This is a genomic window from Microbacterium songi (assembly GCF_042747925.1).
Lineage (GTDB): Bacteria > Actinomycetota > Actinomycetes > Actinomycetales > Microbacteriaceae > Microbacterium.
The window spans coordinates 1-24,251 of the sequence record NZ_JBHZIE010000004.1; the positions used below are offsets into that span (position 1 = coordinate 1).

The 24,251-nt window shown below is 69.6% G+C and carries 24 protein-coding genes and 1 tRNA gene; 7 read left to right on the top strand and 18 right to left on the bottom strand.

The annotated features are described in order from the left end of the window. From ACFM35_RS06435 to ileS, 6 genes are all read right to left on the bottom strand, one after another. A partial coding sequence (locus ACFM35_RS06435) for a DUF222 domain-containing protein (protein WP_378839872.1) occupies positions 1–1,063 on the bottom strand: 1,063 nt, incomplete at its 3' end. Between the two features lie 223 nt (positions 1,064–1,286). Next, a complete protein-coding gene (locus ACFM35_RS06440) occupies positions 1,287–1,853 on the bottom strand; it encodes a DUF6578 domain-containing protein (RefSeq protein WP_378839875.1) in 567 nt (188 codons plus the stop codon). Between the two features lie 52 nt (positions 1,854–1,905). Further along, the gene (ndk, locus tag ACFM35_RS06445) at positions 1,906–2,322 is read right to left on the bottom strand and encodes a nucleoside-diphosphate kinase (RefSeq protein WP_378839877.1); all 417 of its coding nucleotides are present in this window, start codon (positions 2,320–2,322) and stop codon (positions 1,906–1,908) included. Position 2,323: 1 nt separating this feature from the next. After that, complete coding sequence (locus ACFM35_RS06450) at positions 2,324–2,746, bottom strand: DUF4233 domain-containing protein (RefSeq protein ID WP_378839880.1); 423 nt, start codon at positions 2,744–2,746, stop codon at positions 2,324–2,326. Next, complete coding sequence (locus tag ACFM35_RS06455) at positions 2,743–4,095, bottom strand: bifunctional folylpolyglutamate synthase/dihydrofolate synthase (RefSeq protein ID WP_378839882.1); 1,353 nt, start codon at positions 4,093–4,095, stop codon at positions 2,743–2,745. The genes ACFM35_RS06450 and ACFM35_RS06455 overlap by 4 nt, the downstream gene beginning before the upstream one ends. Then, the gene (gene ileS / locus ACFM35_RS06460; RefSeq protein WP_378839885.1) at positions 4,092–7,532 is read right to left on the bottom strand and encodes an isoleucine--tRNA ligase; all 3,441 of its coding nucleotides are present in this window, start codon (positions 7,530–7,532) and stop codon (positions 4,092–4,094) included. The genes ACFM35_RS06455 and ileS overlap by 4 nt, the downstream gene beginning before the upstream one ends. A gap of 441 nt (positions 7,533–7,973) precedes the next feature. Between ileS and ACFM35_RS06465 the strand changes: the two genes are divergently transcribed. Both ACFM35_RS06465 and ACFM35_RS06470 read left to right on the top strand, forming a co-directional pair. Then, positions 7,974–9,320, top strand: coding sequence for an MFS transporter (locus ACFM35_RS06465; protein ID WP_378839888.1), 1,347 nt, complete (start codon positions 7,974–7,976; stop codon positions 9,318–9,320). Next, positions 9,320–9,979: a pentapeptide repeat-containing protein gene (locus ACFM35_RS06470; RefSeq protein ID WP_378839891.1), complete on the top strand. Its 660-nt coding sequence runs from the start codon at positions 9,320–9,322 to the stop codon at positions 9,977–9,979. Before ACFM35_RS06465 ends, ACFM35_RS06470 begins: the two co-directional genes overlap by 1 nt. Before the next feature lie 34 nt (positions 9,980–10,013). Here ACFM35_RS06470 and ACFM35_RS06475 read toward each other — a convergent pair whose 3' ends face one another. Genes ACFM35_RS06475 through ACFM35_RS06485 form a run of 3 tightly spaced genes read right to left on the bottom strand, consistent with a single transcriptional unit; the run spans position 10,014 to position 11,660 of the window. Beyond that, complete coding sequence (locus ACFM35_RS06475; RefSeq protein WP_378839893.1) at positions 10,014–10,373, bottom strand: hypothetical protein; 360 nt, start codon at positions 10,371–10,373, stop codon at positions 10,014–10,016. Further along, positions 10,370–10,966, bottom strand: coding sequence for a DUF1990 domain-containing protein (locus tag ACFM35_RS06480; RefSeq protein ID WP_378839896.1), 597 nt, complete (start codon positions 10,964–10,966; stop codon positions 10,370–10,372). Before ACFM35_RS06480 ends, ACFM35_RS06475 begins: the two co-directional genes overlap by 4 nt. Positions 10,967–11,003: 37 nt before the next feature. Further along, positions 11,004–11,660 carry a histidine phosphatase family protein gene (locus tag ACFM35_RS06485; RefSeq protein WP_378839898.1) on the bottom strand — a complete coding sequence of 219 codons (657 nt, stop codon included), beginning with the start codon at positions 11,658–11,660 and terminating at the stop codon, positions 11,004–11,006. A 163-nt stretch (positions 11,661–11,823) separates the two neighbouring features. Between ACFM35_RS06485 and ACFM35_RS06490 the strand changes: the two genes are divergently transcribed. Beyond that, positions 11,824–12,408: a GNAT family N-acetyltransferase gene (locus tag ACFM35_RS06490; RefSeq protein ID WP_378839900.1), complete on the top strand. Its 585-nt coding sequence runs from the start codon at positions 11,824–11,826 to the stop codon at positions 12,406–12,408. On the opposite strand, the gene ACFM35_RS06495 is transcribed toward ACFM35_RS06490, so the two are convergent. Both ACFM35_RS06495 and ACFM35_RS06500 read right to left on the bottom strand, forming a co-directional pair. Then, on the bottom strand, positions 12,405–13,592 hold the full coding sequence (locus ACFM35_RS06495; RefSeq protein WP_378840662.1) for an RNA polymerase sigma factor: 1,188 nt from the start codon (positions 13,590–13,592) through the stop codon (positions 12,405–12,407). The genes ACFM35_RS06490 and ACFM35_RS06495 overlap by 4 nt on opposite strands. A 60-nt stretch (positions 13,593–13,652) precedes the next feature. Continuing rightward, entirely contained in the window at positions 13,653–14,072 is a 420-nt protein-coding gene (locus ACFM35_RS06500) for a YciI family protein (RefSeq protein WP_378839902.1), read from the bottom strand. On the opposite strand from ACFM35_RS06500, the gene ACFM35_RS06505 reads away from it, so the two are divergent. Then, positions 14,071–14,286 carry a hypothetical protein gene (locus ACFM35_RS06505; protein ID WP_378839905.1) on the top strand — a complete coding sequence of 72 codons (216 nt, stop codon included), beginning with the start codon at positions 14,071–14,073 and terminating at the stop codon, positions 14,284–14,286. The genes ACFM35_RS06500 and ACFM35_RS06505 overlap by 2 nt on opposite strands. Before the next feature lie 4 nt (positions 14,287–14,290). Beyond that, a complete protein-coding gene (locus ACFM35_RS06510; protein ID WP_378839907.1) occupies positions 14,291–14,431 on the top strand; it encodes a hypothetical protein in 141 nt (46 codons plus the stop codon). A 17-nt stretch (positions 14,432–14,448) separates the two neighbouring features. Here the strand turns inward: ACFM35_RS06510 and dinB are convergent, their stop codons facing one another. Next, the gene (dinB, locus tag ACFM35_RS06515; RefSeq protein ID WP_378839909.1) at positions 14,449–15,645 is read right to left on the bottom strand and encodes a DNA polymerase IV; all 1,197 of its coding nucleotides are present in this window, start codon (positions 15,643–15,645) and stop codon (positions 14,449–14,451) included. 142 nt (positions 15,646–15,787) lie between these two features. Between dinB and ACFM35_RS06520 the strand changes: the two genes are divergently transcribed. Further along, positions 15,788–16,786, top strand: coding sequence for an NAD-dependent epimerase/dehydratase family protein (locus ACFM35_RS06520; RefSeq protein WP_378839911.1), 999 nt, complete (start codon positions 15,788–15,790; stop codon positions 16,784–16,786). On the opposite strand, the gene ACFM35_RS06525 is transcribed toward ACFM35_RS06520, so the two are convergent. The 5 genes from ACFM35_RS06525 to ACFM35_RS06545 form a co-directional block, all read right to left on the bottom strand. Next, positions 16,773–17,597: an undecaprenyl-diphosphate phosphatase gene (locus ACFM35_RS06525; protein ID WP_378839913.1), complete on the bottom strand. Its 825-nt coding sequence runs from the start codon at positions 17,595–17,597 to the stop codon at positions 16,773–16,775. The two genes, ACFM35_RS06520 and ACFM35_RS06525, sit on opposite strands and share 14 nt — an antisense overlap. A gap of 9 nt (positions 17,598–17,606) precedes the next feature. Then, positions 17,607–18,908, bottom strand: coding sequence for a M20/M25/M40 family metallo-hydrolase (locus ACFM35_RS06530; protein WP_378839915.1), 1,302 nt, complete (start codon positions 18,906–18,908; stop codon positions 17,607–17,609). 131 nt (positions 18,909–19,039) lie between these two features. Further along, a tRNA-Leu gene (locus ACFM35_RS06535) sits at positions 19,040–19,124 on the bottom strand. 80 nt (positions 19,125–19,204) lie between these two features. Further along, positions 19,205–20,320 (bottom strand): VIT1/CCC1 transporter family protein, encoded by a 1,116-nt coding sequence (locus ACFM35_RS06540; RefSeq protein WP_378839918.1) that lies wholly within the window; start codon positions 20,318–20,320, stop codon positions 19,205–19,207. A gap of 179 nt (positions 20,321–20,499) precedes the next feature. Then, positions 20,500–22,371, bottom strand: coding sequence for a DEAD/DEAH box helicase (locus tag ACFM35_RS06545; RefSeq protein ID WP_378840664.1), 1,872 nt, complete (start codon positions 22,369–22,371; stop codon positions 20,500–20,502). Between the two features lie 160 nt (positions 22,372–22,531). On the opposite strand from ACFM35_RS06545, the gene ACFM35_RS06550 reads away from it, so the two are divergent. Beyond that, positions 22,532–23,398, top strand: a complete 867-nt coding sequence (locus tag ACFM35_RS06550) for an SGNH/GDSL hydrolase family protein (protein ID WP_378839920.1) — start codon at positions 22,532–22,534, stop codon at positions 23,396–23,398. A 14-nt stretch (positions 23,399–23,412) separates the two neighbouring features. Here the strand turns inward: ACFM35_RS06550 and ACFM35_RS06555 are convergent, their stop codons facing one another. Next, a complete protein-coding gene (locus ACFM35_RS06555; protein ID WP_378839922.1) occupies positions 23,413–24,216 on the bottom strand; it encodes a TrmH family RNA methyltransferase in 804 nt (267 codons plus the stop codon). Positions 24,217–24,251 lie beyond the last annotated feature (35 nt).

Consider the following 24,251-nt stretch of genomic DNA (forward strand, 5'->3'; position numbering starts at 1 on the left):
GCCGGGCCACGGCGAGGGAGACCGGTTCGTCACACCCGTCGAGGTGAGCGTGCCCCCGACCCGACACAAGATCCTCAGCAGTCACGGACACGACGAGGGTCGGGGCCGCGCCCCCGATCGACGGCACCGCGCCCGACCGCGCCGCGACCGTGAGGACCATCGCCAACGCGTCATGCTGCCGCATGACCCGCGTACGCGGGTCAGTCGCGTCTCCGAGGGCCGGGTCTTCCACAGCCGCGTCCTTGAAAATCGTGTCCGCACCCGGGTCTCCACGGTCGGCGAACCAGGGACCCGCAGGGACATCGGGTCCGCCGGTCTTGGGGTTGAGGATGCTGTCGAACAAGCGCTGCAGCTGGGCGGCGACCTCGGGCAGCAGGGTCCCGCGACACGGCACCATCCCGTCCCGGCAGACACCGATCGTGAACGCCCTCTTCCGCAACGCCCGCGACTCCCGCGGCTCCGCACCGTCCTGATCCAGGTACGCCGCCCACACCTGCGCCTGCAACCGCAGATCATCGACCCCCGGACACGGGCCACCGTCCACCCCCACCCCGCGGGCGGATGCGGCAAGCTCCGCATCCGCGACCAAACGCGCACCCCGGTCGCACTGCGCCGCAGCCAGCGCGCCGACGACCGCGACCAGGGCCTCCACCCCCACGACCCCATCGGCCGCCGCCTCACGCAGCGCCGGATACGCGGCCGGGAGAACCTCACCCGTCGACACCGCCACCGGCTGCTGCACCGCACGCGCTGCCTTCACGATGTCCCCCGCCGTCCGACTCGACCCCAGCGTGGTGCGCTGGACCAGCTCCTTCACCGACCGGCACCCGAACCTCGTCGTGGGACGCTCCGGGTATGCCGCGACCTCCCCCCGCTCCTCCAACTCCGCAACCGCGCCCACCAGGAACGCCTCGGCCTGCCGGGCGATCACCGACGCCCCCCGCACAAGCGAGAGAACCTCCCCGTCGTCGAGGCCCCGCAGCTCACCCGACCGATACGCCCGACCCACCACCGCACCGAGCGTCAACTCGACCTGTCGCAGCGTGTCAGCGAGGTTGTCCATACCCCCCATTCTGCCGAGGACCACCGACACCGAACCGCCAAAAACAACCAGATCAGCGGCCGAATCGCAAACCCGTGGATAACCTCGAAATCGACCACCTACAGCGGTGCTGAGGAGAAACAGACGAGCCGCCGAGCATCACGCGAGCGAGATCCCGGGCCGGGCGGAAGCGCGTGAGTCGGAACCGATGATCGAGTCGTCGGAGAAAGCCATCCGAAGCGCACTAGTGCTCATCGATGTCGACCAGCCAGCCCATGAACGACCGCGTGCGACGCTCCGGCGGCGGATCCTCGGCGGGCACAGCGAACGACGGCGGCGCTTCCTCGCCCTCCGCTGCCGGCAAACGGACGCCGTCTACAGGATCGAGAACCGCCGTGTCCGGAAGCGGGATGACTTCAACCACGTACCGCGAGGGTCGCGCCCCCACCCATGCGCCGACACCGTTTCCCCACTCGTGGCGAATGAGTGGCCATTCTTCGCCGGCTGGCGGCATCACTGCCGTCGGGGGTGCGCCGTGACCCGGACGGCGCAAGGACCGACGCTCGACGACTTCCCGCGTGACCGCGTGCACCTGCAGAACCCGCCCGCGAACCCGATCGACGAAATCGTCCTCGTGGTGAGACTCGATCGCGTCGACGGTCTCGACCAGCACCGGGCCGAGTGTGTCGGCGAGGGCAAGATGAGGTGACCGCGTCGCGATTCCGAAGTCGATATCGTCGCCGACGGCGAACGCTTCCCCGCAACACTGCCACTCCCAGTCCGCCAGCCAGACTCGCGTGATGGCGCTCATGCTGTCCGCCCCCTGCCAGCGCAGGGGACGAACGCGGCCGGCCGCATGGTCGTCAGGCGAACCAGATGGCCAGCTCGCGGGCAGCCGACTCCGGGCTGTCCGAACCGTGCACGAGGTTCTGCTGCACCTTCAGGCCCCAATCGCGACCGAAGTCGCCGCGGATCGTCCCGGGTGCCGCGGTCGTCGGATCGGTCGTACCTGCGAGCGAGCGGAAGCCCTCGATGACGCGATTGCCGGCCAGACGGATGGCGACCGACGGTCCCGACAGCATGAACTCGAGCAGCGGCTCGTAGAACGGCTTGCCCTCGTGCTCGGCGTAATGCCGCGCGAGGGTCTCGCGGTCGGGTTCGACCAGACGGATGTCGACGAGGGAATAGCCCTTCGCCTCGATGCGCGCGAGGATCGCGCCCGTGAGGCCGCGGGCGACGCCGTCGGGCTTGACCAGGATGAGGGTCTCTTCGGTCGACATGTCATTCTCCGTCGGGGGTGGGATCTTGCTGCGCGAGGCGCGCGTTGCGGGCGTCGAGCGACGCCCCCTTGATCGTCGCATACGCCCAGAGCCCACCGAAAATGAGGGCGACGATCGCGAAGGCCGGCACGAGCAGAGCGGCGGCGAGGACGAGGCCCTGCAGGATCCACCCCAGCACGATTCCCCACTGGTGCTGCAGCGTCCGCCCGGCGAGCAGCATGACGAGTGCCACCGTGGATCCGGCGACGATGCCCCACCAGGGCTCGATCCCGGCGGGGAGCGCGGCGAGGCCGTACACCAGGAGCCCGCCGAGGAACACCACGAGCGACTCGGCAGCGAGGACGATCGATCCGAGCGACTCGGCGGCGCCCCGACGTCGGGACGGTCGCCTCGGAGGCCGTTCCTCACCGGCGCCGGCGCTCATTCGCCGCCCCCGCTCTTCCATTGCTGCTCCGCTGCGAGGGCCAGCGCCTCGCCGGCGAGTACGACCGAACCCGCGATGATCACGGCACGCCGAGCGGATGCCGAAGCCCAACTGCGCGCCTCAGCCGCGGCGTCATCGAGGTCGCGGTGCACGGTGACCGGCAGACCCGACGCCTCGGCGATGTCCGCCACCACGTCGGCCTCGTTCGCGCGCTCGGAGTCGGGCGCAGTGGCGAAGACGTGGGTGGCGACCGACGCGAACTCCGCCACGATCCCGCGCGCGTCCTTGTCTTCGAGCACCCCGAGCACGACCCCCCACTCGTCGAAGTCGAAAGCCGTCCTCATGGCCTCCACCAGCGCATGCGCTCCGTGCGGATTGTGGGCTGCATCGACCAGCACGGTCGGCTCGATGCCGACGAGCTGCAGTCGACCGGGCGACGTGACCTGGGCGAGCCCGTCGGTCAGCACATCGGCGCTCAAGGGCTGTGCCGCACCGCCGATGAGCGACTCCACCGCCGCGATCGCGAGCGCCGCGTTGAATCCCTGGTGCGCGCCGTAGAGGGGCAGGTATTCGTCTTCGTAGACACCGGCGAGTCCGCGCACCGAGATGAGCTGCCCGCCGACCGCGAGGCGGTCGGACGCGAGCGCGAAACCCTCTCCCTCGAACGCGATCGACGCCCCGTGTGCGGCGGCCGCCGCACGGAGCACGGCCTCGGCCGCGGCGTCCTGGCGGGCCGAGACGACGAGCGCGCCGTCCTTGATGATCCCGGCCTTGACGGAGGCGATCTCGGCGATCGTGTCGCCCAGACGATCGGCGTGGTCGAGGTCGATCGGGGCGAACACGGCGACGTCGCCGTCGGCGGTGTTCGTCGAATCCCACGCGCCACCCATGCCGACTTCGAGCACGAGCACATCGATCGGCGCATCCGCGAACACGACGAAGGCGAGCACCGTGAGCAGCTCGAAGAACGTCAGCGGCGCGTCATCGGCCTTCTCGAGCTCTGCGTCCACGAGGCCGACGAAGGGAGAGATCTCGTCCCACGCGTCGGCGATCGCGGCGTCGTCGGCCGGTTCGCCGTCGATCATGATCCGCTCGGTGAACCGCTCGAGGTGGGGACTCGTGAACAGTCCCGTGCGCAGACCGTGGGCGCGGACCAGGCTCTCGATGATGCGGCTCGTCGAAGTCTTGCCGTTCGTGCCCGTGACGTGCACGACGCGGTACGTGCGCTGCGGGTCGTCGAGCAGCTCGAGCACGCGGCGGGTGCGCTCCACGCGCGGCTGGACCCACTGCTCGCCCTGACGGGTCAGCAGCTCGGCGTAGACGGCATCTGCGCGTGCGCGGTCGTTCACGCCTGCACCGCCTCGTCCTCGGCGGCGGGCGCAGCGGTCCGCGTCACGGCGACGTGGAAGCCGCCGGCGTTCGCATAGGTGCCCGCCGGCACGTAGGACACATGCTCCGGCAGAGTGCCGAAGACCGTGGGATGCCACGTCTCAGGCGGGTCATCCGTCGCGACGTGCACATCACGACCGACCACCTGCACGTCGTGCGCGAGCGCGAGCGTCTCGCCCGCGACGTTCGCGACATCGAAGGCCGACGCCACCGCGTCGCCGTCGACGGGGTCGGCGAACAGCAGGTGCAGCCGGATGCGGTCGCTCACGTCGAACCCGGCAGCCTTTCGGGTGTCCTGTACGGCTCGGATCAGGTCGCGTGCCAGCCCTTCGGCCTCGAGCTCGGGGGTCGTGGTCGTGTCCAGCAGCACGAACCCTCCGCCCGTCAACAGCGCGAGCGCCTCGCCCGCGGGGCGACCGGCGGTCTCGAGAACGAGGTCGTACTCCCCCGGCTCGAGCGCGAGCCCGCCGGCGGTGACCACGCCGTCGGTCTCACTCCAGTCTCCGGCTTTCGCGGCCCTGATGGCCTGCTGCACCTGCTTGCCCAGGCGCGGACCCGCGGCACGCGCGTTGACCGAGAGCCGGTGGGTGATGCCGTACTGCGCGGCGGTGCCGTCTTCGAGATCGATCAGTTCGACGCTCTTGACGTTGAGTTCGTCGCGGAGGATGTCGTCGAACCGACCGAGGGACGAAGCATCCGTCTTCACGACCGTGAGTCGCGCCAGCGGCAGACGCACGCGCTTGCCCTCCTTCTTGCGCAGCGCATTCGCCGCACCCGACACCTCGCGAACCGCGTCCATCGTGGTGCGGATGTCGTCGGCGGCCGGGAAGTCGTCGGCATCGGGCCAGTCCTGGAGATGCACGCTGCGTCCGCCGGTGAGGCCCTGCCAGATGCGCTCGGCGATCAGCGGGATCAGCGGCGCCGCGACACGGGTGACCGTCTCAAGCACCGTATAGAGAGTGTCGAAGGCCTCACGACTGCGCGGGTCGTCGGACACCCCGACCCAGAAGCGATCGCGCGAGCGACGCACGTACCAGTTGGTGAGCGCCTCGGCGAAGTCCCGCAGCCGTTCCGCAGCCGTCGTCGAGTCGAGGGTCTCGAGGTCGTTCGCGACCTCGCGCACCAGGTCGCCGGTGAGCGCGAGGATGTAGCGATCGAGCACGTCGGTGGAATCGGTGCGCCAGGAGGCCTCGTAGCCGCCGGAGGAGGCGTTGGCGTACGTGGCGAAGAAGTACCACGTGTTCCAGAGGGGGAGGAGGAATTCGCGCACGCCCGAGCGGATGCCCTCTTCGGTGACGATGAGGTTGCCACCGCGCAGCACCGAGCTCGACATGAGGAACCAGCGCATCGCATCGGATCCGTCACGATCGAAGACCTCTGAGACGTCGGGGTAGTTGCGCAGCGACTTCGACATCTTCTGTCCGTCGTTGCCGAGCACGATGCCGTGACAGCTCACGCCCGTGAACGCGGGGCGGTCGAACAGCGCGGTCGACAGGACGTGCATGAGGTAGAACCATCCGCGGGTCTGCCCGATGTACTCGACGATGAAGTCCGCGGGTGCATGCTCGTCGAACCAGTCGTGATTCTCGAACGGGTAGTGCACCTGGGCGAACGGCATCGAACCCGAGTCGAACCACACGTCCAGGACGTCCTCGATGCGGCGCATCGTCGAGCGTCCGGTGGGGTCGTCGGGATTCGGCCTGGTCAGCTCGTCGATGAACGGGCGGTGCAGGTCGACCTCTCCGTCGGTGTTGCGGGGCAGGCGGCCGAAATCGGCCTCCATCTCGGCGAGGGACCCGTACGCATCCACGCGCGGATACTCGGGGTCGTCGCTCTTCCAGACGGGGATCGGCGAGCCCCAGTAGCGGTTGCGGCTGATCGACCAGTCCCGCGCACCCTCGAGCCACTTCCCGAACTGCCCGTACTTGACGTTCTCGGGCGCCCAGGTGATCTGCTCGTTGTTCGCGAGCATGTCGTCCTTGATGTCGGTGACGCGCACGAACCAGCTCGAGACGGCCTTGTAGATGAGGGGGTTCCGGCAGCGCCAGCAGTGCGGGTACGAATGCTCGTAGCTGGCCTCGCGCAGCAGGCGCCCGCGCTGGGTGAGCAGTCGGATGAGCGGCCGGTTGGCGTCCATCCACAACTCCCCGGCGACGTCCGTCACCTGCGGCAGGAACTTGCCGCCGTCGTCCAGGCTCATGATCAGCGGGATGCCGGCCGCAGCCGTGACCCTCTGGTCATCCTCGCCGTAGGCGGGCGCCTGGTGGACGATTCCGGTGCCGTCGCTGACCGTCACGTAGTCGTCGACGAGGATGCGCCAGGCATCGGCGGTGCCCCAGGTCGCGGCATCCGCGTAGTAATCGAACAGGCGGTCGTACTCGACGTCGGCGAGATCTGCGCCGAGCACGGTCTGCTGCACGGCGGCCCGTGCCTCGTCGAGGCTCGCGTAGCCCAGGTCCTTCACGTAGCCGCCGAGCAGTTCCTCCGCGAGCAGATAGCGATGCGCGGTCGCCTCGATGCGGTCGTCGGGGTGGCCCGACGGATCGTGGTGCACGTCCGCGGCGCCGGCGGGTCCGCCGGGCAGGACCACGTAGCGGATGCCGGGACCCACGGCGAGCGCGAGGTTCGTCGGCAGCGTCCACGGCGTCGTCGTCCAGGCGAGGGCTCGCACTCCGGTGAGCCCGAGGGCTTCGGCCTTGAGCCCGACGAGCGGGAAGGTGACGGTGACCGACGGGTCCTGGCGCATCTTGTAGACGTCGTCGTCCATGCGCAGCTCATGGCTCGACAGCGGCGTCTCGTCACGCCAGCAGTACGGCAGCACGCGGTAGCCCTCGTAGGCCAGTCCCTTGTCGTACAGCGTCTTGAACGCCCAGAGCACGGACTCCATGTACGTGGTGTCGAGCGTTTTGTAGCCGCGCTCGAAATCCACCCAGCGCGCCTGGCGCGTCACGTAGTCCTGCCACTCCCGCGTGTAGGTCAGCACCGATTCGCGGGCCCGACCGTTGAAGGTGGCGATGCCCATGCGCTCGATCTCGGCCTTCTCGGTGATGCCGAGCTGCTTCATGGCCTCGAGCTCGGCGGGCAGCCCGTGCGTGTCCCACCCGAAGACGCGGTCGACCTTCTTGCCGCGCATCGTCTGGAAGCGGGGGAACAGGTCTTTCGCATATCCGGTCAGAAGGTGCCCGTAGTGCGGCAGGCCGTTCGCGAACGGAGGACCGTCGTAGAAGACCCACTCCGGCGAGCCGTCGCGCTGAGCGATCGAGGCCCGGAACGTGTCGTCGGCCTCCCAGTACGCGAGCACGTCTCGCTCGATCTCCGGAAACCGGGGACTGGGGACGACGGATGCCGCGTCGGCGGCGGGCCCGAAGGAACCGGTGGCGGGGCGTGGATAGGTCATGTCACTCCAGCAGGTTGCGTGCGTTGTGCGTTGCTTCCTGCGAGGACGACCCTCCCGTCGGAAGGACCGCGGTACCACCCCGCGTACGCGAACCCCTCGCGGAGCCACGCCTCTCTCACTGCGGCGATGACGGGCCTGCCCCGCCCGGTTCTACTGGGGGCCGAGACCCTGTTCTTCCGGGAGCTCCCCGGTGATGGCCGGATCTGCGCTGCTCCTTCGATTGTACTCCGGGCGCGGCATCCGGCGTCGACCCTCCTGCGGGCTTTCGCGGCCCCCGCCCTCGCGAACGGTCGCGACGCGCCGTTGCCGCCGCCCACCACGCGGCGTGTCGCGCCCGTTCGCCGCCCACGAGGCGCCACCCGACCGGCTGTGACGGCGCTGCCCGATCGGTGTCACCCATTGCTGGACGCGATCCATCAACGTCTCCGGGTGGCAGGATGGATGCCTGTGACCACCGCTCCTCCCGCCCCGCTGTCCGACCGCTCCGTCCCCGCCCGCCGTATCGCGTGGGCCTCCATGGTCGGGACATCGCTCGAGTCCTTCGACTTCTATCTCTTCGCCTACTTCTCGGCATACTTCCTCGGACCACTGTTCTTCGACCCGCTCGGCACGTTCGGCGGTCAGCTCGCAGCCTTCGCCACCATCGCGGTCGCCTTCGTGGTGCGCCCCATCGGCGCAGTGCTGTTCGGGCACATGGGCGACCGACTCGGACGGCGGACCACGCTGCTCTGGACGGTCGGCATCATGGGTGTCGCGACAGGCCTCATCGGCCTGCTGCCGACGTACGCGCAGGCGGGATGGCTCGGCGCTGTTCTCATCGTGCTGCTGCGCGTAGTGCAGGGTCTGTCACTCGGCGGTGAATGGGGAGGGTCGATCCTGCTCGCGACGGAGCACTCCGGCCGGGTCAAGCGCGCGTTCTACGCCGCGATCCCCCAGCTCGGCTCCCCCGTCGGTTCGATGCTGACCGCGGTGGTGTTCATCGTCATGACCCTCGTGCTGCCGGCCGAGGAGCTCGCCGCCTGGGGCTGGCGCATTCCCTTCCTCCTCGCGATCCCCCTGCTGGCCGTCTCGCTCTACCTGCGATGGTCTATCGACGAGACACCCGTGTTCAAGGAAGTCGTGGCCGAGGGCCGTCGCGACCGTCTGCCGTTCCTGACGATGTTCCGGCAACGGCCGGCCGCCATCGCGATCGCGATCGGCGCCGCACTCCTGGGCATCGGGTCGTACTCGCTGATGAACACCTACACGATCAACTACGGCGTCGCGCAGCTGGGCTTCAGCTATCAGGACCTGCTGATCGCGACCACGATCGGCGCTCTCGTGCAATTCGTCACGATCCCCCTGTTCGGTGTTTGGGCGACCCGCATCGGCTCGGCGCGCGTGGTCGCCTGGGGAGCGCTCGGCACGCTCCTCATCACCTTCCCGATGTACTTCCTGCTGCAGTTCGCGACGTTCCCGATCCTGGTCGCGACCATGGTGGTCGGCGGCATCCTGCCGACGATGTCGTGGGCAGCGCTCGGCGGACTCATGAACGACCTGTTCCCCGACCACTACCGCTATTCGGCTCTGTCGATCTCCTACGCCATCGCCGCCACCGTCAGCGGCTTCGTGCCGTTGCTGACGATCGCGATCGGCGAGGCCACGGCCTACGCCTGGTGGCACCCGGGCATCGTCCTCGGTGCGATGTCGCTCGTGACCCTCGTCGCGGCATGGGCGGCGGCGCGGGTGCCCCGCGTGCCCGAGTCCGAGGCGGACGCCGACCGGTTCGCCGCGGCCGGTCGCACGTGATGGCCCGAGCCCCTCAGAAGCCCGCTCCGCCTCGCATCGCGTATCCGGACGTACCGGCCGATCTCGAAGACGCCACGACGGTACGAGCGCGCGAGAACGCGTTCCAGCTCCGTTGGGCGAGTCTGGAGCCGGTGACGGATGCCGCGCACGCCATGATCTCGGAGTGTGTCGTGGAGGGGGCATCCGTGGAGCGTCTCGACCTCACGGGGGCAGTGCTCACCGATGTCGAGATCACGGATCTGCGGGCCACCGAGGTCGCCGCACGAACGTCGCGGTGGCGGACCGTCCGTGTGCGCGGCGGTCGCATCGGGACGCTCGACCTGAGCGGGGCCACGCTGGGCTCGGTCGAGCTGCGCGGGGTGCGCGTCGACTATCTGAGCCTCGGCTCGGCGAAGGTCACCGACCTGTCGATCGTCGACTGCACGATCGGCGCGATCGACCTTCCGAACGCCGTCTGGTCGCGCGTCTCGTTCGAGGGATGCCGCGCTGATGAGGTCGACAACCGCGGGATGCGGTCGACCGACGTCGACCTGCGCGGACTCGAGGCCGTCGCCTTCACCGACCCGACTGCGCTCCGCGGTGTCACCCTGACCGAGCGGCAGACGATCGGGCTGTCAGGAGCATTCGCCTCCGCGCTCGGCATCGACGTCCGCGACTGAGCACTTCGAGGCCGCCCCTCGCACTCGGCCGGATTCAGTCCCCGCCGCCACCTCCACCGCCGTCACCGCTTCCACCGCCGTCACCGCTTCCACCGCCGTCGCCGTCACGGTCGTCGCCGTCACGGTCGTTGCCCGCCGCGCGGCCGTGCCCCCCGTCTCCGGTGGCCGCAGGAGATCCGTCCGAGGACCGCGCCGGGGCGGGCCTCGTCGTCGCGTTCTTCTCGAACCCCGCGTAGGCGACCGCGAACGCGATGCCGATCCCCATGCCGATGGCGATGCCGACACCGATGCTGTCCATGACGATCCCCATGACGATACCCAGCACCAAGCCCGTGGGGATGCCGAACGCCCAGGCCTTGGGACTGATCTGAAAACCTTTGCCGTCGTTGCTCATGACAACGACCCTAGGAAGCGCCGAAACGGCGGGCATCCACCGCGAGGGGGAGTTTCACGCGCCTGCGGGGGGGGAAATCCCTTCTCCCCGTCGGACCGTGAGGGCATGTCGAGGGCCCTCAGGTAACGGCGGGTCATCGTCGTCTGCACCAGGCGGGCGACCGGGCCGCCGAGACGCGTGAACCACCGCCCGGGAGCGGAGAACGCGGTGATCCGGAAGACCACCTCCCCGGACGGGCGCAAGCGGAGCTCGAAGCGCTCTTCACCCCGTTCCGGGTGGCCGGGGAGCGTCCCGTAGGCGAACCCGCAGAGATCGGTGGTCCTCTCGGCCCACACGACCACGCAGGGGATCCGGAACCCCAGCGGTCCGATCCGCACCAGCATCCGCACGTACGTCCCGGTCCGCAACGGCACCTGAGACAGACGGATGATCGCGCCGGCCCGACGCTGCGCCTGCCCTGCGAGCAGAAGGTCGCAGGTCTGCTCGAAGTCCTCCCTGCCCCGCCCGACCAGGCGTTCGACGCGCACGTGGCGATAGCCGGCGGGCAGTGCGCCGGCGGTCGCGCCGACCTCGGGATAGGTCACATCGGGCATCCGCCCACGGTACGCGCCCGAATACGCCCTCAGCCGTTCAGGACTCCGAAGGCACGAGTGGCAGCTCGAGTCCGTAGTTCCAGGACATGATGGCCGGCTGCTCACGGTAGTAGCTGAGCACCGACACAGAACCGGCATCCAGCGTGATCTGCGCTCCGAAGCGCGGCGCCATCCGCAGGTACACGGCGGTGAGGATACGAAGGAAATGCCCATGGCCAACGAGCGCGACATCCCCGGTCACCATCGCGGGCAGCACCCTGGTGAGCACCCGCGACGCGCGCGCGGCCACCTCCTCGACGGTCTCGCCGGGCGTGAGCCCCCGGATGACGCCGTGGGTGAAGGCGCTCCAGTTGTAACCCAGCTCGCTGCGGATGTCGCGCGTCGTGCGCCCTTCGTAGCCGCCGTAGTCCCACTCGACGAGGAGGGGATCGACATCGGCGTGCAGGCCGGCGAGCTCTGCGGTCCTGCGGGCACGCTGCAGCGGTGACGTGAGCACGAGCGAGAAGTCGTAGCCCGAGACCAGCTCGCCGGCACCGCGGGCGAGGTCCTCTCCCCGCGAGGTGAGCGGGATGTCCGTGAGACCGGTGTGCCGGCCGCTCTTGGACCACTCCGTCTCGCCATGGCGCAGGAGGACCAGCTTCCCCTTCGGATTGTCGGGGGCGGGTCGGTCGGGCAGCGGATCATTGGTGGCCACACTGCAACCGTATCGTCGACGCGTCGGACTCGACCGACGCCTCTCTTGAAGAGACTCCGCGTTTCGGATTGACTGTGGGCACGCGCCGGCGGGGAGCGACCCGCAGCGGGCACGGACGCCGCGCCCGCTGCGGTGCCGGTGCCGACACTTCCCGGAGGTGGGTATGGAGACGTCGCATGTGATCAGGCCGCTCGACCCCGAGACCTATCCGGCGTGGCTGGCCCTCGCCGACAAGCACAACGGGGTCTGGGGCGGATGCTACTGCTCGTACTTCCACGCAGACACGGCGAACACCGTCAAGAGCGAGCACGACGGGCCCACCTTCAAGAAGCGCCTCGTGGCGGAGGGCGTCGCGCACGCCGCGCTCGTCTTCGACGGCGATGACGCCATCGCGTGGTGCCAGTACGGCAGTCCGCTGGAGCTGCCCGGCATCTATCACCGCAAGCAGTACGACGCAGGTGAGACCCGCCCGGCGCCGTGGCGCATCACATGCTTCTTCGTCGACCGCGACCACCGACGATCCGGAGTGGCGCGGGAAGCCCTGGACGGCGCACTCGACCTGATCGGCCACGCCGGCGGTGGTGAGGTGGTGTCGTTCCCGAACGAGCTCGTCCCGGGCAAGCGGACGTCTTCCTCGTTCCTCCACAACGGCACCAGGGCTATGTTCGAGAAGGCGGGGTTCACGTTCGAGCGTCACATCGGCAAGAGCAAGACCGTCATGCGCAAGACGGTCCCGCCGGCGGATTAGTCCCGGACCGCTGCTTTGGCGAGCAGGATGACGCGTTCTTGCGCGTTCATCGTCAACGCGGCCGCCGCGGAGAACTCGGCACGGGCCTCGTCGGCACGTCCGAGTCGCTGCAGCAGTTCACCGCGGACGCTGGGCAGCAGATGCGACCTCTGCAGTCCACCCTCCGATGCCAGCCGATCGACGATCCGCAACGCGGACGCGGGACCGGTCGCCATCGACACCGCCACGGCCCGATTCAACTCGACCACAGGGCTCGGGGCGATCGTTTCCAGCGCTTCGTACAGGATCACGATCTGCGGCCAGTCGGTGTCGTGGACGCTCGGTGCGATCGCGTGGCATTCGGCGATCGCGGCCTGCAGCGCGTATGGTCCGCGACCGCGGCCGAGTGCGTCCGCCCGCTCCAGGGATGCCCGGCCGCGGCGGATCTGCGCGTGATCCCAACGTCCGCGATTCTGTTCGGCGAGCAGGATGGGCCTGCCGTCGGGCCCGACGCGTGCCGGGAAGTGGGAAGCCTGCAATTCCATGAGGGCCACGAGGGCGTGTACCTCGGGTTCCCGAGGCATGAGACCGGAGAGCACCCGGCCGATGCGGAGCGCCTCGTTCGCGAGGTCCGTGCGGATCCACCGATCGCCGGACGTCGCCGCATAGCCTTCGGTGAAGACGAGATAGATCACCGACAGCACCGAACCGAGGCGTGCCTTCCACTCGACGGGCTCGGGTATCGCGAAAGGCACCCGCGCGGCGGACAGCGTCTTCTTCGCCCGGACGATGCGCTGCTGCACGGTCGCTACGGGCAGGAGGAACATGCGGGCGATCTCTTCGGTCGTCAAGCCGCCGATGAGCCGCAGCGTCATCGCGACCTGCGCCTCCCTGGCGAGCACGGGATGGCAGGCGGCGAAGACCAGCCGCAGGACGTCGTCGTCGATTGGCTGCCACTCCTCATCGGGCGGAGCCGCCTCCCGGGCGAGGGAGCGATAGCGGTCGTCGAGCCGTTGCGCACGGCGCCAGTGGTCGATCGCCTTGCGCTTGGCCACGGCGGTGAGCCACGCCCCCGCGTTCCGAGGGACGCCCGCATCGGGCCATTGCCTCAGCGCGTCGACCACCGCCTCCTGCGCCAGATCCTCGGCGAGTGCGACATCCCCCGTCAGCCTCGCCAGCGTCGAGACGATGTGCGCGCTCTCCATACGCCACACCGCGTCCACGGTGCGGCGTACGTCGGTCGTCGCCTCGGGTGACACGACGGTTCAGGCGAGGTCGCCGCGCGCCGCAGCCTCTGCCTTGAGGTAGTCGTTGTCGGCGAAGTCCGCGAAGTCGCTCATGTCGGTGACTCGGCGCACCTCGAGCTTGGACCCGGGACCGAGCGGGCAGCGACTGGCCCACTCGACCGCCTCCTCCTTGGAAGAGACCTGGATGATCCAGAAACCGCTGAACAGCTCGTGGGTCTCGCCGTAGGGGCCGTCCGTGACGATCGGCTCGTCGGCGCTGAAGTCGACGACGAAGTTCTTCGACATGTCATCGGCGAGCCCGTCGCCGGCGAGCATGACGCCGGCCTTGTTCAGCGCCTCGTTGTAGGCGCCCATCTTGTTGATGATGTCCTCGAAGTCGGCGTGCTTGTAGGCCTCGACGGCGGCTTCGGTCGCGCGCATGATCAGCATGTACTTCATGGAGGTGTCCTTCTTCTCGGTGGGCTCGGTCGGGATGACCGCGAACGGCGGGTCGCGATGTGCGCCCTCCTACTATCCCGTCGAACGGGATCCGGCGGAATCGACACCGGATCGAGTATTCGTCGAGATCTTCTTTCTGTCCGACGGCGGGTGGTCGCTGACGCGCCCGGGCACGGGCCCGGGCCACTGGACGGCCGAGGTGTCCGTAGGCTGACGGCATGAACTCGCATGCCGTGGATCCCCGGGTCTGCCCGACCTGCGGCGATGAGCTGCGGTTCGAGATCCTCGACGACGAGAAGTTCCTGGTCGCGTGGTCGTGCGTGCATTGTGGTCTGATCCGCACCACCGAGCCGGTGTGACGACCTCGTCCGCGCGCTCACTCGTGTTCCGGGAGCACCGGCGTCGACCAGCCCGGATCGCGACCGAGCTGCGCCGCGCGGCCCACTGAGGACGCGCCGAAACGATCGCGCACCGCGTCGAGCACCGTGTCCAGTCGCGCGCCGTCCTCCCAATCGATCGGCAGCTCAGGCGGCAGACTGTCGGCGCGGCCCAGCCCCGACAGGGAGATGCCGATGAGTGTCAGGCCGCGGTCGATGATCTCGGGCTGCGCGGCCTCGAGCAGCCCGCGCGCGACCGAGAGCAGGACGGCGGTACGGTCGGAAGGCGAGCCGACGGTGCGCGACCGGGTGGCCTTCTGGAAGTCGCCGTAACGAAGTCGCAGCACGACCGTGCGGCACACCCGGTCGCCGTCGCGGAGGCGCCGCGCGAGCCGATCGACGATCTGCGTCAGGATGAGATCCAGTTCCTCGGCGGTACGCGCGCGGCTGCCGAGCGCACGCTGCGACCCGATGGACCTGCGGCGCCCAGTGGTGTCGACCGGCCGAGGATCTCGCAGCCGTGCCAGGGCGTGCAGGTGCGCCCCGGTCGCTCTGCCCAGGAGCCGCTCGGCGGTTGCGGCTTCGAGTTCTGCCAGCTGTCCGACCGTCTTGATGCCCAGGCGGTGGAGCTTCTCGGCCGTCACAGCGCCGACACCCCACAATCGTTCGACGGGCAGCGGAAGAAGGAACTCCTGCTCGCGCTCGGGTTCGACCACGAGCAGCCCGTCGGGCTTGCTCACCGCGCTGGCGACCTTCGCGAGGAACTTCGTGCGGGCGACACCGACCGAGATGGCCAGTCCGACCTCCGTCCGAACCCGTTCGCGCAATCGCACGGCGATGTGCTCGGGTGTGCCCGCGATGCGGCGGAGTCCGCCGACCTCGAGGAACGCCTCGTCGATCGACAGGCCCTCGACGAGCGGCGTCGTGTCGCGGAAGATCGCGAAGACGTCGCGGCTGGCGGCGGAGTACGCTTCCATCCGCGGCGGGACCACGACCGCGTCCGGACACAGATCGCGCGCCTGCCGGGCGCCCATGGCGGTGCGCACGCCGCGTGCCTTCGCCTCGTAGCTCGCCGCGAGCACGACGCCCCCACCGACGATCACCGGTCGGCCGCGCAGCGCGGGCGCGTCACGCTGCTCCACCGAGGCGTAGAACGCGTCGAGATCGGCGTGCAGCACGGTCGCCTCGTCCCGCATGCCCTCCTCCGATCCGTCGTGCGAATCGTCGCACGGACCAGCGACATCACGTCAGCGAGGCATGCCGCGAGAGCGACGGCGACGGATCTGCTGACGGCGAACGTCGCTGCGGCTGTGCGCACGCCCGTGCCACGATGCGGGGATGAACATCCTGGTGCTGGGTGGAACGGCGTGGCTCAGCCATCGCATCGCGTCGATGTTCGTCGACGGCGGGCATGACGTCACCTGCGTGGCACGCGGATCGTCCGTACCTGCCGGCGCGCGACTGGTCAACGCGGACCGCGACGTCGACGACGCGCTCGGTGCGCTCGCCGGCGAGCGATGGGATGCCGTGATCGACGTCGCCCGTCAGCCCGGCCATGTGCGCACCGCAGTTCGAGACCTGGCGTCGGCTGCGGGCATGTACGTGTTCGTCTCGACCGGCAACGTCTACGCCTCGCATCAGGAGGTGGGCGCCGACGAGGACGCCCTCCTGGTCGAGCCGCTCGCGGCCGACCACTTCACCGACCCCGAGCAGTACGGTGCCGCGAAGGCCGCCTGCGAGGAGGCCGCCCTCGCGGCCTTCGGCATCGACCGGGTGCTGATCGCCCGCGCCGGCCTCATCGGCGGACCGGGCGACCACACCCAGCGCACGAGCTATTGGCCGTGGCGATTCGCGCACCCTGCCGCCGAGCACACCGTGCTGGTCCCCGACGCGCCCGAGCTCCCCACCGCGGTCATCGACGTCAGGGATCTCGCGGCCTGGCTGGTGCGATGCGTCGAAGGCGGAGTGACCGGCATCTACAACGCGATGGGTCCCGTCCTTACGTTCCCCGCGCACCTCGCGGCCGCGAGCGCGGCCGCCCGCAGCAGCGCGATCGCGGTGCTCGCACCGGAACCCTGGTTGCAGGAGCACGACGTGTCGGAGTGGGCGGGTCCGCGTTCGCTGCCCCTGTGGTTGGTCGACCGGTCGTGGTACGGCTTCAACGGGAGATCGAACGCCCGCGCCGTGGCGGCAGGGCTCACCCTCCGCCCCCTCGTCGAGACGCTGGAAGACGGACTGGCCGAAAGGGCGGCGCATCCGCCGGACGTCCACCTCGCCGGCCTGACCGACGCCGACGAACGCGCGCTGATCGGCGAGCTCGAACTCAGGGCTGAATGACCCCCGTGGACAGCAGGACGATGACCACCACGCCGAGGGCGATGCGGTAGACGACGAACGGCAGGAAGCTGTGCCGGGAGATGTACTTCATGAAGAACGCGATCACCGCGAGCGCCACGACGAACGCGACGACGGTCGCCGCCAGCGTCTCACCCAGGGTGTACACGCCCGGCACGTCGTAGCTCTTGTACAGCTGGTAGAACCCACTGCCGAACACGGCCGGGATCGCGAGGAGGAAGGCGTACCGAGCGGCCGCCGCCCGCTCGAACCCCATGAAGAGTCCGGCGGTGATGGTTCCGCCGGAGCGGGAGACCCCCGGGATCAGCGCGAGTGCCTGGGCACCGCCGAAGATCGCGCCCTGACCGATCGTGATGTCCTGCAGCTTGCGCTTCTTCGCTCCGACCATGTCGGCGATGCCGAGCAGGACGCCGAAGAGGATCAGCATCGCGGCGACCACCCACAGCGAGCGGAACACGGTCTCGATCTGGTCCTGCAGCAGCAGTCCCAGCACGACGATCGGGATCGACCCGACGATGATGAGCCAGCCCATGCGCGCGTCGGGATCGTTGCGCGGGATCTTGCCGAAGAGCGCCCGGAACCACTGTCCGATGATGCGGACGATGTCACGCCAGAAGAAGATCACCACCGCCGCTTCGGTGCCGATCTGCGTGATCGCGGTGAAGGCGGCCCCCGGATCTTCCGCCCCGGGGAGGAAGGCGCCGAGGATGCGCAGGTGCGCGCTGGAGGAGATCGGCAGGAACTCGGTGAGCCCCTGTACGAGACCCAGCAGGATCGCCTCGAAGAAGTGCATGGATGCCTCTCAGTACGTGCGGAGCAGATCGGTGAGCACGGCCTGGCCGAAGACGAGGGCGTCCAGGGGGACGCGTTCGTCGACGCCGTGGAACATGCCCGTGAAGTCGAGCTCGGCGGGGAGCTTGAGCGGCGCGAAGCCGTACCCGGCGATCCCGAGCGTCGCGAGGGCCTTGTTGTCGGTGCCCGCGCCGAGCAGGTACGGGATGACGGGCACGCCCGGATCATGACGACCGAGCGCTCCCACCATGGCTTCCACCAGCGCGCCGTCGAAGGGGACCTCGAGGCCGATGTCGCGAACGACCATCTCGATCTCGATGTCGTCGCCGACGATCTCGCGGATTCGAGCGAGCACCGTCTCCTCGGTCCCCGGCAGCACCCGCACATCGATCAGCGCCTCCGCGCGGTCGGGGATGACGTTGTGCTTATATCCGGCCGACAGCGCCGTCGGGTTGGTGGTCGTCCGCAGCGTCGAGCGGATGAAGGCGGATGCCGCGCCCGTCGTGTCTGCGAGTTCGTCGGGGGTCGCGGCATCCGTGTCGGACAGTTCGGCCAGGCGGCCCAGCAGCTGCTCCGTCGTCGTCGTGAGCTCGATCGGCCACTCCGTGCGGCCGATCGCCTGGACGGCCTCGGCGAGACGCGTGACCGCGTTGTCGGGGTGGAAGCGGCTGCCGTGGCCGGCCCGACCGCGCGCGACGAGCCGGATCCACATGAGCGCCTTCTCACCGACCTGCAGGAGGTAGGCGGTGCGCTCGCCCACCGAGATGGAGTAGCCGCCGACCTCGCTGATGGCCTCGGTCGCGCCCTCGAACCATTCCGGACGATCGCGGACGACCAGGGCGGAGCCCTCGACCCCGCCGTTCTCCTCATCGGCGAAGAACGCCACGATGATGTCGCGCCGGGGAGCGTCGCCCGAGCGCACGATATCGGCGACGGCCGTCAGGATCATCGCATCCATGTTCTTCATGTCGACCGCACCGCGCCCCCACAGCATCCCGTCGCGGATCTCGCCCGCGAACGGATCGACGCTCCAGTCCTCGGCGATGGCGGGGACGACGTCGAGATGGCCGTGCACGATGAGCGCCGGCAGCGAGCGATCCCTGCCCGCGATGCGGGCGCTGACGTTGGTCCGCCGCGGAACCGGCTCGTAGTACTGCGGGGTGAGGCCGAGTTCGGAGAGGTAGGCGCCGACATACTCCGCCGCCTCCCGCTCGCCCTGAGACCGGCCACCGCCGTAGTTCGTGGTGTCGATGCGGATCAGGTCCCGTGCGAGGCGCACGACCTCGGGAAGGTCGGTGTCTGGCGAGGGCATGCGGACTAACCTACCGGCGCCGGCCAGGTGCGCATGACAGGGTGCAGACCCTCTCGGCGTCACGCCGCGGCCATCGTCCGGAGAACGAGAAAGACCCCCCGGAAAAGCATCGGGGGGTCTTTCTCGTTCTGTGCGCGAAGGGGGACTTGAACCCCCACGCCCGTAAAGGGCACTAGCACCTCAAGCTAGCGCGTCTACCTATTCCGCCACCCGCGCATGGGTGTGTGGTTGTCACCAACCGAAGATCGAGCCTAGCACGTCGTGCGCAGGCCCGAAAATTGCGGCCGGGCCCACGACTACCCCATGGAGACGCCGAACAGCAGGCCCAGCGCGTACGTGATCGCGGCCGCGCCGAACCCGATGACGAGCTGTCGCAGAGCCCGTCGCAGCGGCGGACCGCCGGAGAGCAGGCCGACCATCGCGCCCGTCGACAAGAGGGCGACGCCCACGAGGAACAGCGCCAGCACCACGGCCCAGACCCCCGTCAGTCCGAAGATCCACGGCAGCACCGGGATGATCGCGCCGGAGGCGAAGAACAGGAAGCTTGAGCCCGCGGCACCCCAGTCGCTGCCCACGACCTCGTGCGCTTCGACGACCTCGGCGGGGCGCCGATACGGTTCCGGGCCGTCCGCCGCTTCCTGGGCGGCACCGATCACCGCGCGCGCGCTGACGATCGCCTCATCGGCCGACATACCGCGCGCGCGGTAGACGAGGGCGAGCTCGTTCGCGTCGAGGTCGAGGTGCGGCAGAGCCGCATCCGCGTAGTTGTTGGGCTCGGTCGCGGCGAGCAGCTCGCGCTGGGAGCGCACCGAGACGAATTCCCCCGCGCCCATCGACAGCGCGCCGGCCAGCAGGCCGGCGACCCCGCTGAACAGGACGAACCCCGGTGCGACGCCCGTGGCACCGATTCCGAGGACGAGCGCGAGGTTCGAGACGAGCCCGTCGTTCGCGCCGAACACCGCCGCGCGGAAGGTCCCCGACAGGCGGCGGCGCCCTCTCGCCGCGAGCCCTCGCACGACCTCGTGGTGGATCTTCTCGTCCGCGGCCATCGTGGTCGTCGCGAACGGGTCGTCGTCGTAGGGTGAGCGTCCTTCGGCGTTCTGCGCGAGGGCGAGCACGAAGATCGACCCGAATCGCTTCGCCATCCAGCCGAGCACGCGGGTGCCCACGTCGGGGGCGGGAAGTCGCTTCGGCTCGCCGCCCAGCAGTCCCAGCCAGTGCGCTTCATGCCGGCCCTCGGCGTCGGCGAGCGCTTGGAGGATGTCGCGTTCCTCCCCCTCGCGACGACCCGCGAGCACGCGGTACACCTGTGCTTCGGCACGCTCGTTGACGAGGTACTGCGCCCACCGGCGGCGATCGCGAGCGGTCGGCTCGGCGGTCGACGGGACGGGCGGCTGTGCGGGCGCGCTCAAGGGAGCCTCCAAGGCTGCGGTGCGGGGAACGCCATCCACGCTAGCCAGCGGGCCGTCGCTGTCATGCCTTCAGATCGGGATTGCCAGGATTTCGGGCTTCCGAACGGCGGGGCATCCGACCGAGAACCGGGGAAACGCCGGAGACAGGACGGCTACCGCGACGACCCGTGATCCGCGAGCTACGAACGCACCCGCGAACGCAGGACATCGATGCGCGACTGCAGCTGGGCGACGGTCGCCGCGGAGACGGCCGGACCGCCGGTGATGCGCCGCAGCTCGGCGTGCACGGCACCGTGGGGCTCGCCGCTCTGTCGCGCGTACAGCCCCACGAGGCTGTTCAGCAGCTGCCGCTGCTCTTTCAGCGTGCGATGCAGGGCAGCGGGGAGCGCGGGTTGGACCGGTTCACCGGATGCTGCTTCCTGCGCCTCGCGCGCGCTCCGGTGACGCCCCTGGCGCGCCTGCCGCTGCATGAGCAGATCGTGCACGTGCTCGGGTTCGAGCAGCCCCGGCAGCCCCAGGAACTCCTCTTCCTCCGGCGTGCCGGGGACGGCGAGCTGCCCGAACTCCTTGCCGTCGAAGAGCACGCGGTCGAAATGCGCGTGGGAGGCGAGCGCCTGGTACGTGAAGTCGTAGGTCAGGGCGTCGGATGCCGATTCCCCGCGCTCTGCGGCATCCATCGCGTCCTCGTCCAGCGACCACTCGTCGTCGCCGGTGCTGTCGCGGTCGAGGGCGTGGTCGCGCTGGCGCTCGAGCTCGCTCGCCAGGGCCAGCAGCTGCGGCACGTTCGGAAGGAACACGCTTGCGGTCTCACCACGTCGACGAGCGCGGACGAAGCGTCCGATGGCCTGTGCGAAGAACAGCGGAGTCGACGCGGAGGTCGCGTAGACACCCACGGCGAGCCGCGGCACGTCGACGCCCTCCGATACCATGCGCACCGCGACCATCCACCGCGAGGTGCTCTGCGAGAACGTCTCGATCCGAGAGGACGCCTCGGACTCGTCCGAGAGGACGACGGTCGGCATCTCGCCCGTGAGTTCGTTCAGAATCGTCGCATACGCGCGCGCAGCCGTCTGATCGGTCGCGATCACCAGACCCCCCGCGTCGGGCACCTGCTCGCGCACCTCGGAGAGACGCCGGTCGGCCGAGCGCAACACCGCCGGGATCCATTCGCCCTCGGGATCGAGCGCGGTCCGCCACGCCTGGGCGGTGATGTCCTTGGTGTTGTCCTGGCCGAGATGGGCCTCCATCTCATCGCCGGTCTTGGTGCGCCAGCGCATCTTGCCGGCGTAGACGAGGAAGATGACCGGACGCACGACGCCGTCCTCGAGAGCCCGCTGATAGCCGTACGCGTAGTCGGAGCGCGAGAGACGGATGCCGTGCGGGTCGGGGTGGTACTCCACGAACGGGATCGGTGCGGTGTCACTCCGGAACGGGGTGCCCGACAGAAGGAGCCGGCGCGTCGCGCGCGCGAACGCCTCCCGCAGGGCCTCCCCCCAGCTGAGGGCGTCACCGCCGTGGTGGACCTCGTCGAGGATGACCAGCGTGCGCGCATCGAGGATCAGCCGCTCGTGCACCGACGATTTGGTCGCGACCTGCGCGTAGGTCACCGCGACGCCGTGGTAGTGCCGACCGGGGGCGGCGTGACGGTTGCTGAAGGCGGGATCGAGCCGGATGCCGACGCGGGCCGCGGCATCGGCCCACTGGGTCTTCAGGTGCTCGGTCGGGGCGACGACCACGATCCGCTCGATCACCCGCCGGCGCATGAGCTCGCTCGCGAGGCGCAGGGCGAACGTCGTCTTGCCCGCGCCGGGGGTCGCCGCCGCGAGGAAGTCCCGTGGGCCGGAGCCGGGGCCGTCCGGTCCGTCCAGTCGGAAGTACAGGTCGAGTGCCTCGACCTGCCACGCCCGCAGCCGCTGCGCGGTGCCCCACGGCGCACGCTGCGGGTAAGCCGGCGACAGATGCTCGGCGGCGAACCCGCCGAAGTGCTCTCCGTCGCCGGGCGAGGCGGCGTCTCCGCCCGCATCGTTCGCGCCCGGCCGATCGTCGAGCATGCGCTCGGGAGCCGCTGAATCGTCGATCGTGGGCCCCCTTTCCCTGCCGTCACCCCGGCGGGGGCGACTCACCACGATAGACGAGAGCGCTGACATCCGGGCCCGGTGCATGTCACCGAGTGGGGATACTCTCGATCCAGACCGCTGACGGAGGACGCACATGCCAGAGTCGGACGACACCACCCCTCGCCCCCTTTTCATCGACAATCAGACCCCGCACCCGTGGCGCCGGTACGTCGCCCTCGGCGACTCCTTCACCGAAGGCATCGGCGACCCGGACCCCGAGTCGCCCGACGGGCACCGCGGATGGGCCGACCGCGTCGCCGAGGTGCTCGCACTGCAGGTCGACGACTTCGCCTACGCCAACCTCGCCGTGCGGGGAAAGCTCATCGCGCAGATCGTGGCCGACCAGATCGAGCCCGCACTCGCCCTCTCCCCCGACCTGATCACCCTGTCCGCCGGCGGGAATGACGTGATCCGCCCGGGCGCCGACCCCGACGCGATCGCCGCCCAGTTCGAGGACGCGGTGATCCGCCTGAGCCGCGACGGGGCCACGATCGTGGTGTTCACGGGCATCGACACCGAATTCACGCCCGTGTTCCGCGGCATCCGCGGCAAGGTCGCGATCTACAACGAGAACATCCGCGCGATCGCCGAACGCCATGACTGCATCGTGGCCGATCAGTGGGCGCTCAAAGAGGTGCAGGACATGCGTTTCTTCGATGACGACCGCCTGCACTACAACGCGCTCGGTCATCACGAAGTCGCGCGGATGGTGCTGCGCACGCTCAACGTTCCGAACGACCTGCAGGCGATGCAGCCCGACACGCAGCCGCTGCGCACATGGCGGCAGGCGCGCAGCGTCGATCTGGTGTGGGCGCGGTCATACCTCATGCCGTGGGTGCTCCGGCGACTGCGGCATCAATCGTCGGGCGACGAGATCTCCGCCAAGCGGCCCCAACCGCTGCCCATCATCACCCTCGCGCCGGGGACGGATGCCGCGGCCCCCCGCGGCGAGCAGGTCTGAGTCGTCCGGTCTCGTCAGCGGAGCGCCCAGAGCGCCACCGCCGACGCCGCGGCGACGTTGAGGGAATCGACCCCGCCGGCCATCGGGATCGTCACCACGGTGTCGGCGACGGCCAGGGCCTTCCTGCTCAGTCCGTCGCCCTCGGCCCCCATCATGAGCGCCACGCGTTCCGGACGTCGAGCGGCGAACTCGTCCAGCGGCACCGCTTCATCGGCGAGGGCCAGAGCGGCCAGGACGAAGCCCAGGTCCTTCAGCTGCGGACCGGCCTCCCGCCACTCCGGGAGTCTGGTCCACGGCACCTGGAACACCGTCCCCATGCTCACGCGCACGCTGCGGCGGTAGAGCGGGTCGGCGCAGCGGGGCGAGACCAGCACGGCGTCCGCGCCGAGACCCGCGGCTCCACGGAAGGCCGCGCCCACGTTGGTGTGGTCCATGATGTCCTCGAGGATCAGCACCGTGCGCGCTCCGCGCACGACGTCGGCCACCGCGAGCGGTGATGGCCGGTGCATCGCCGCGAGCAGCCCACGGTGCACGGCGTATCCGGTGACGCTCTCGGCGAGGTCGGCGGAGACGACGAAGACCGGCACGTCGTCGACATCCGCGGCGAGAAGTTCACGCACATCCGCCAGCCACTTGTCCTGCACGAGCACCGATCGCGGACGGTGGCCTGCCGCGATCGCCCGGCCGAGCACCTTCGCCGATTCGGCGATGTACAGCCCTCCGGCGGGCTCCAGCACGCGGCGCAGCGCGACGTCCGTCAGATCCCGGTAGTCCGCCAGGCGCGGGTCGTCCGCCTCCACGATGGTCTCGATGTGCATGATTCCTCCTCGCCCACTCTCGCAGGTCACCCGGC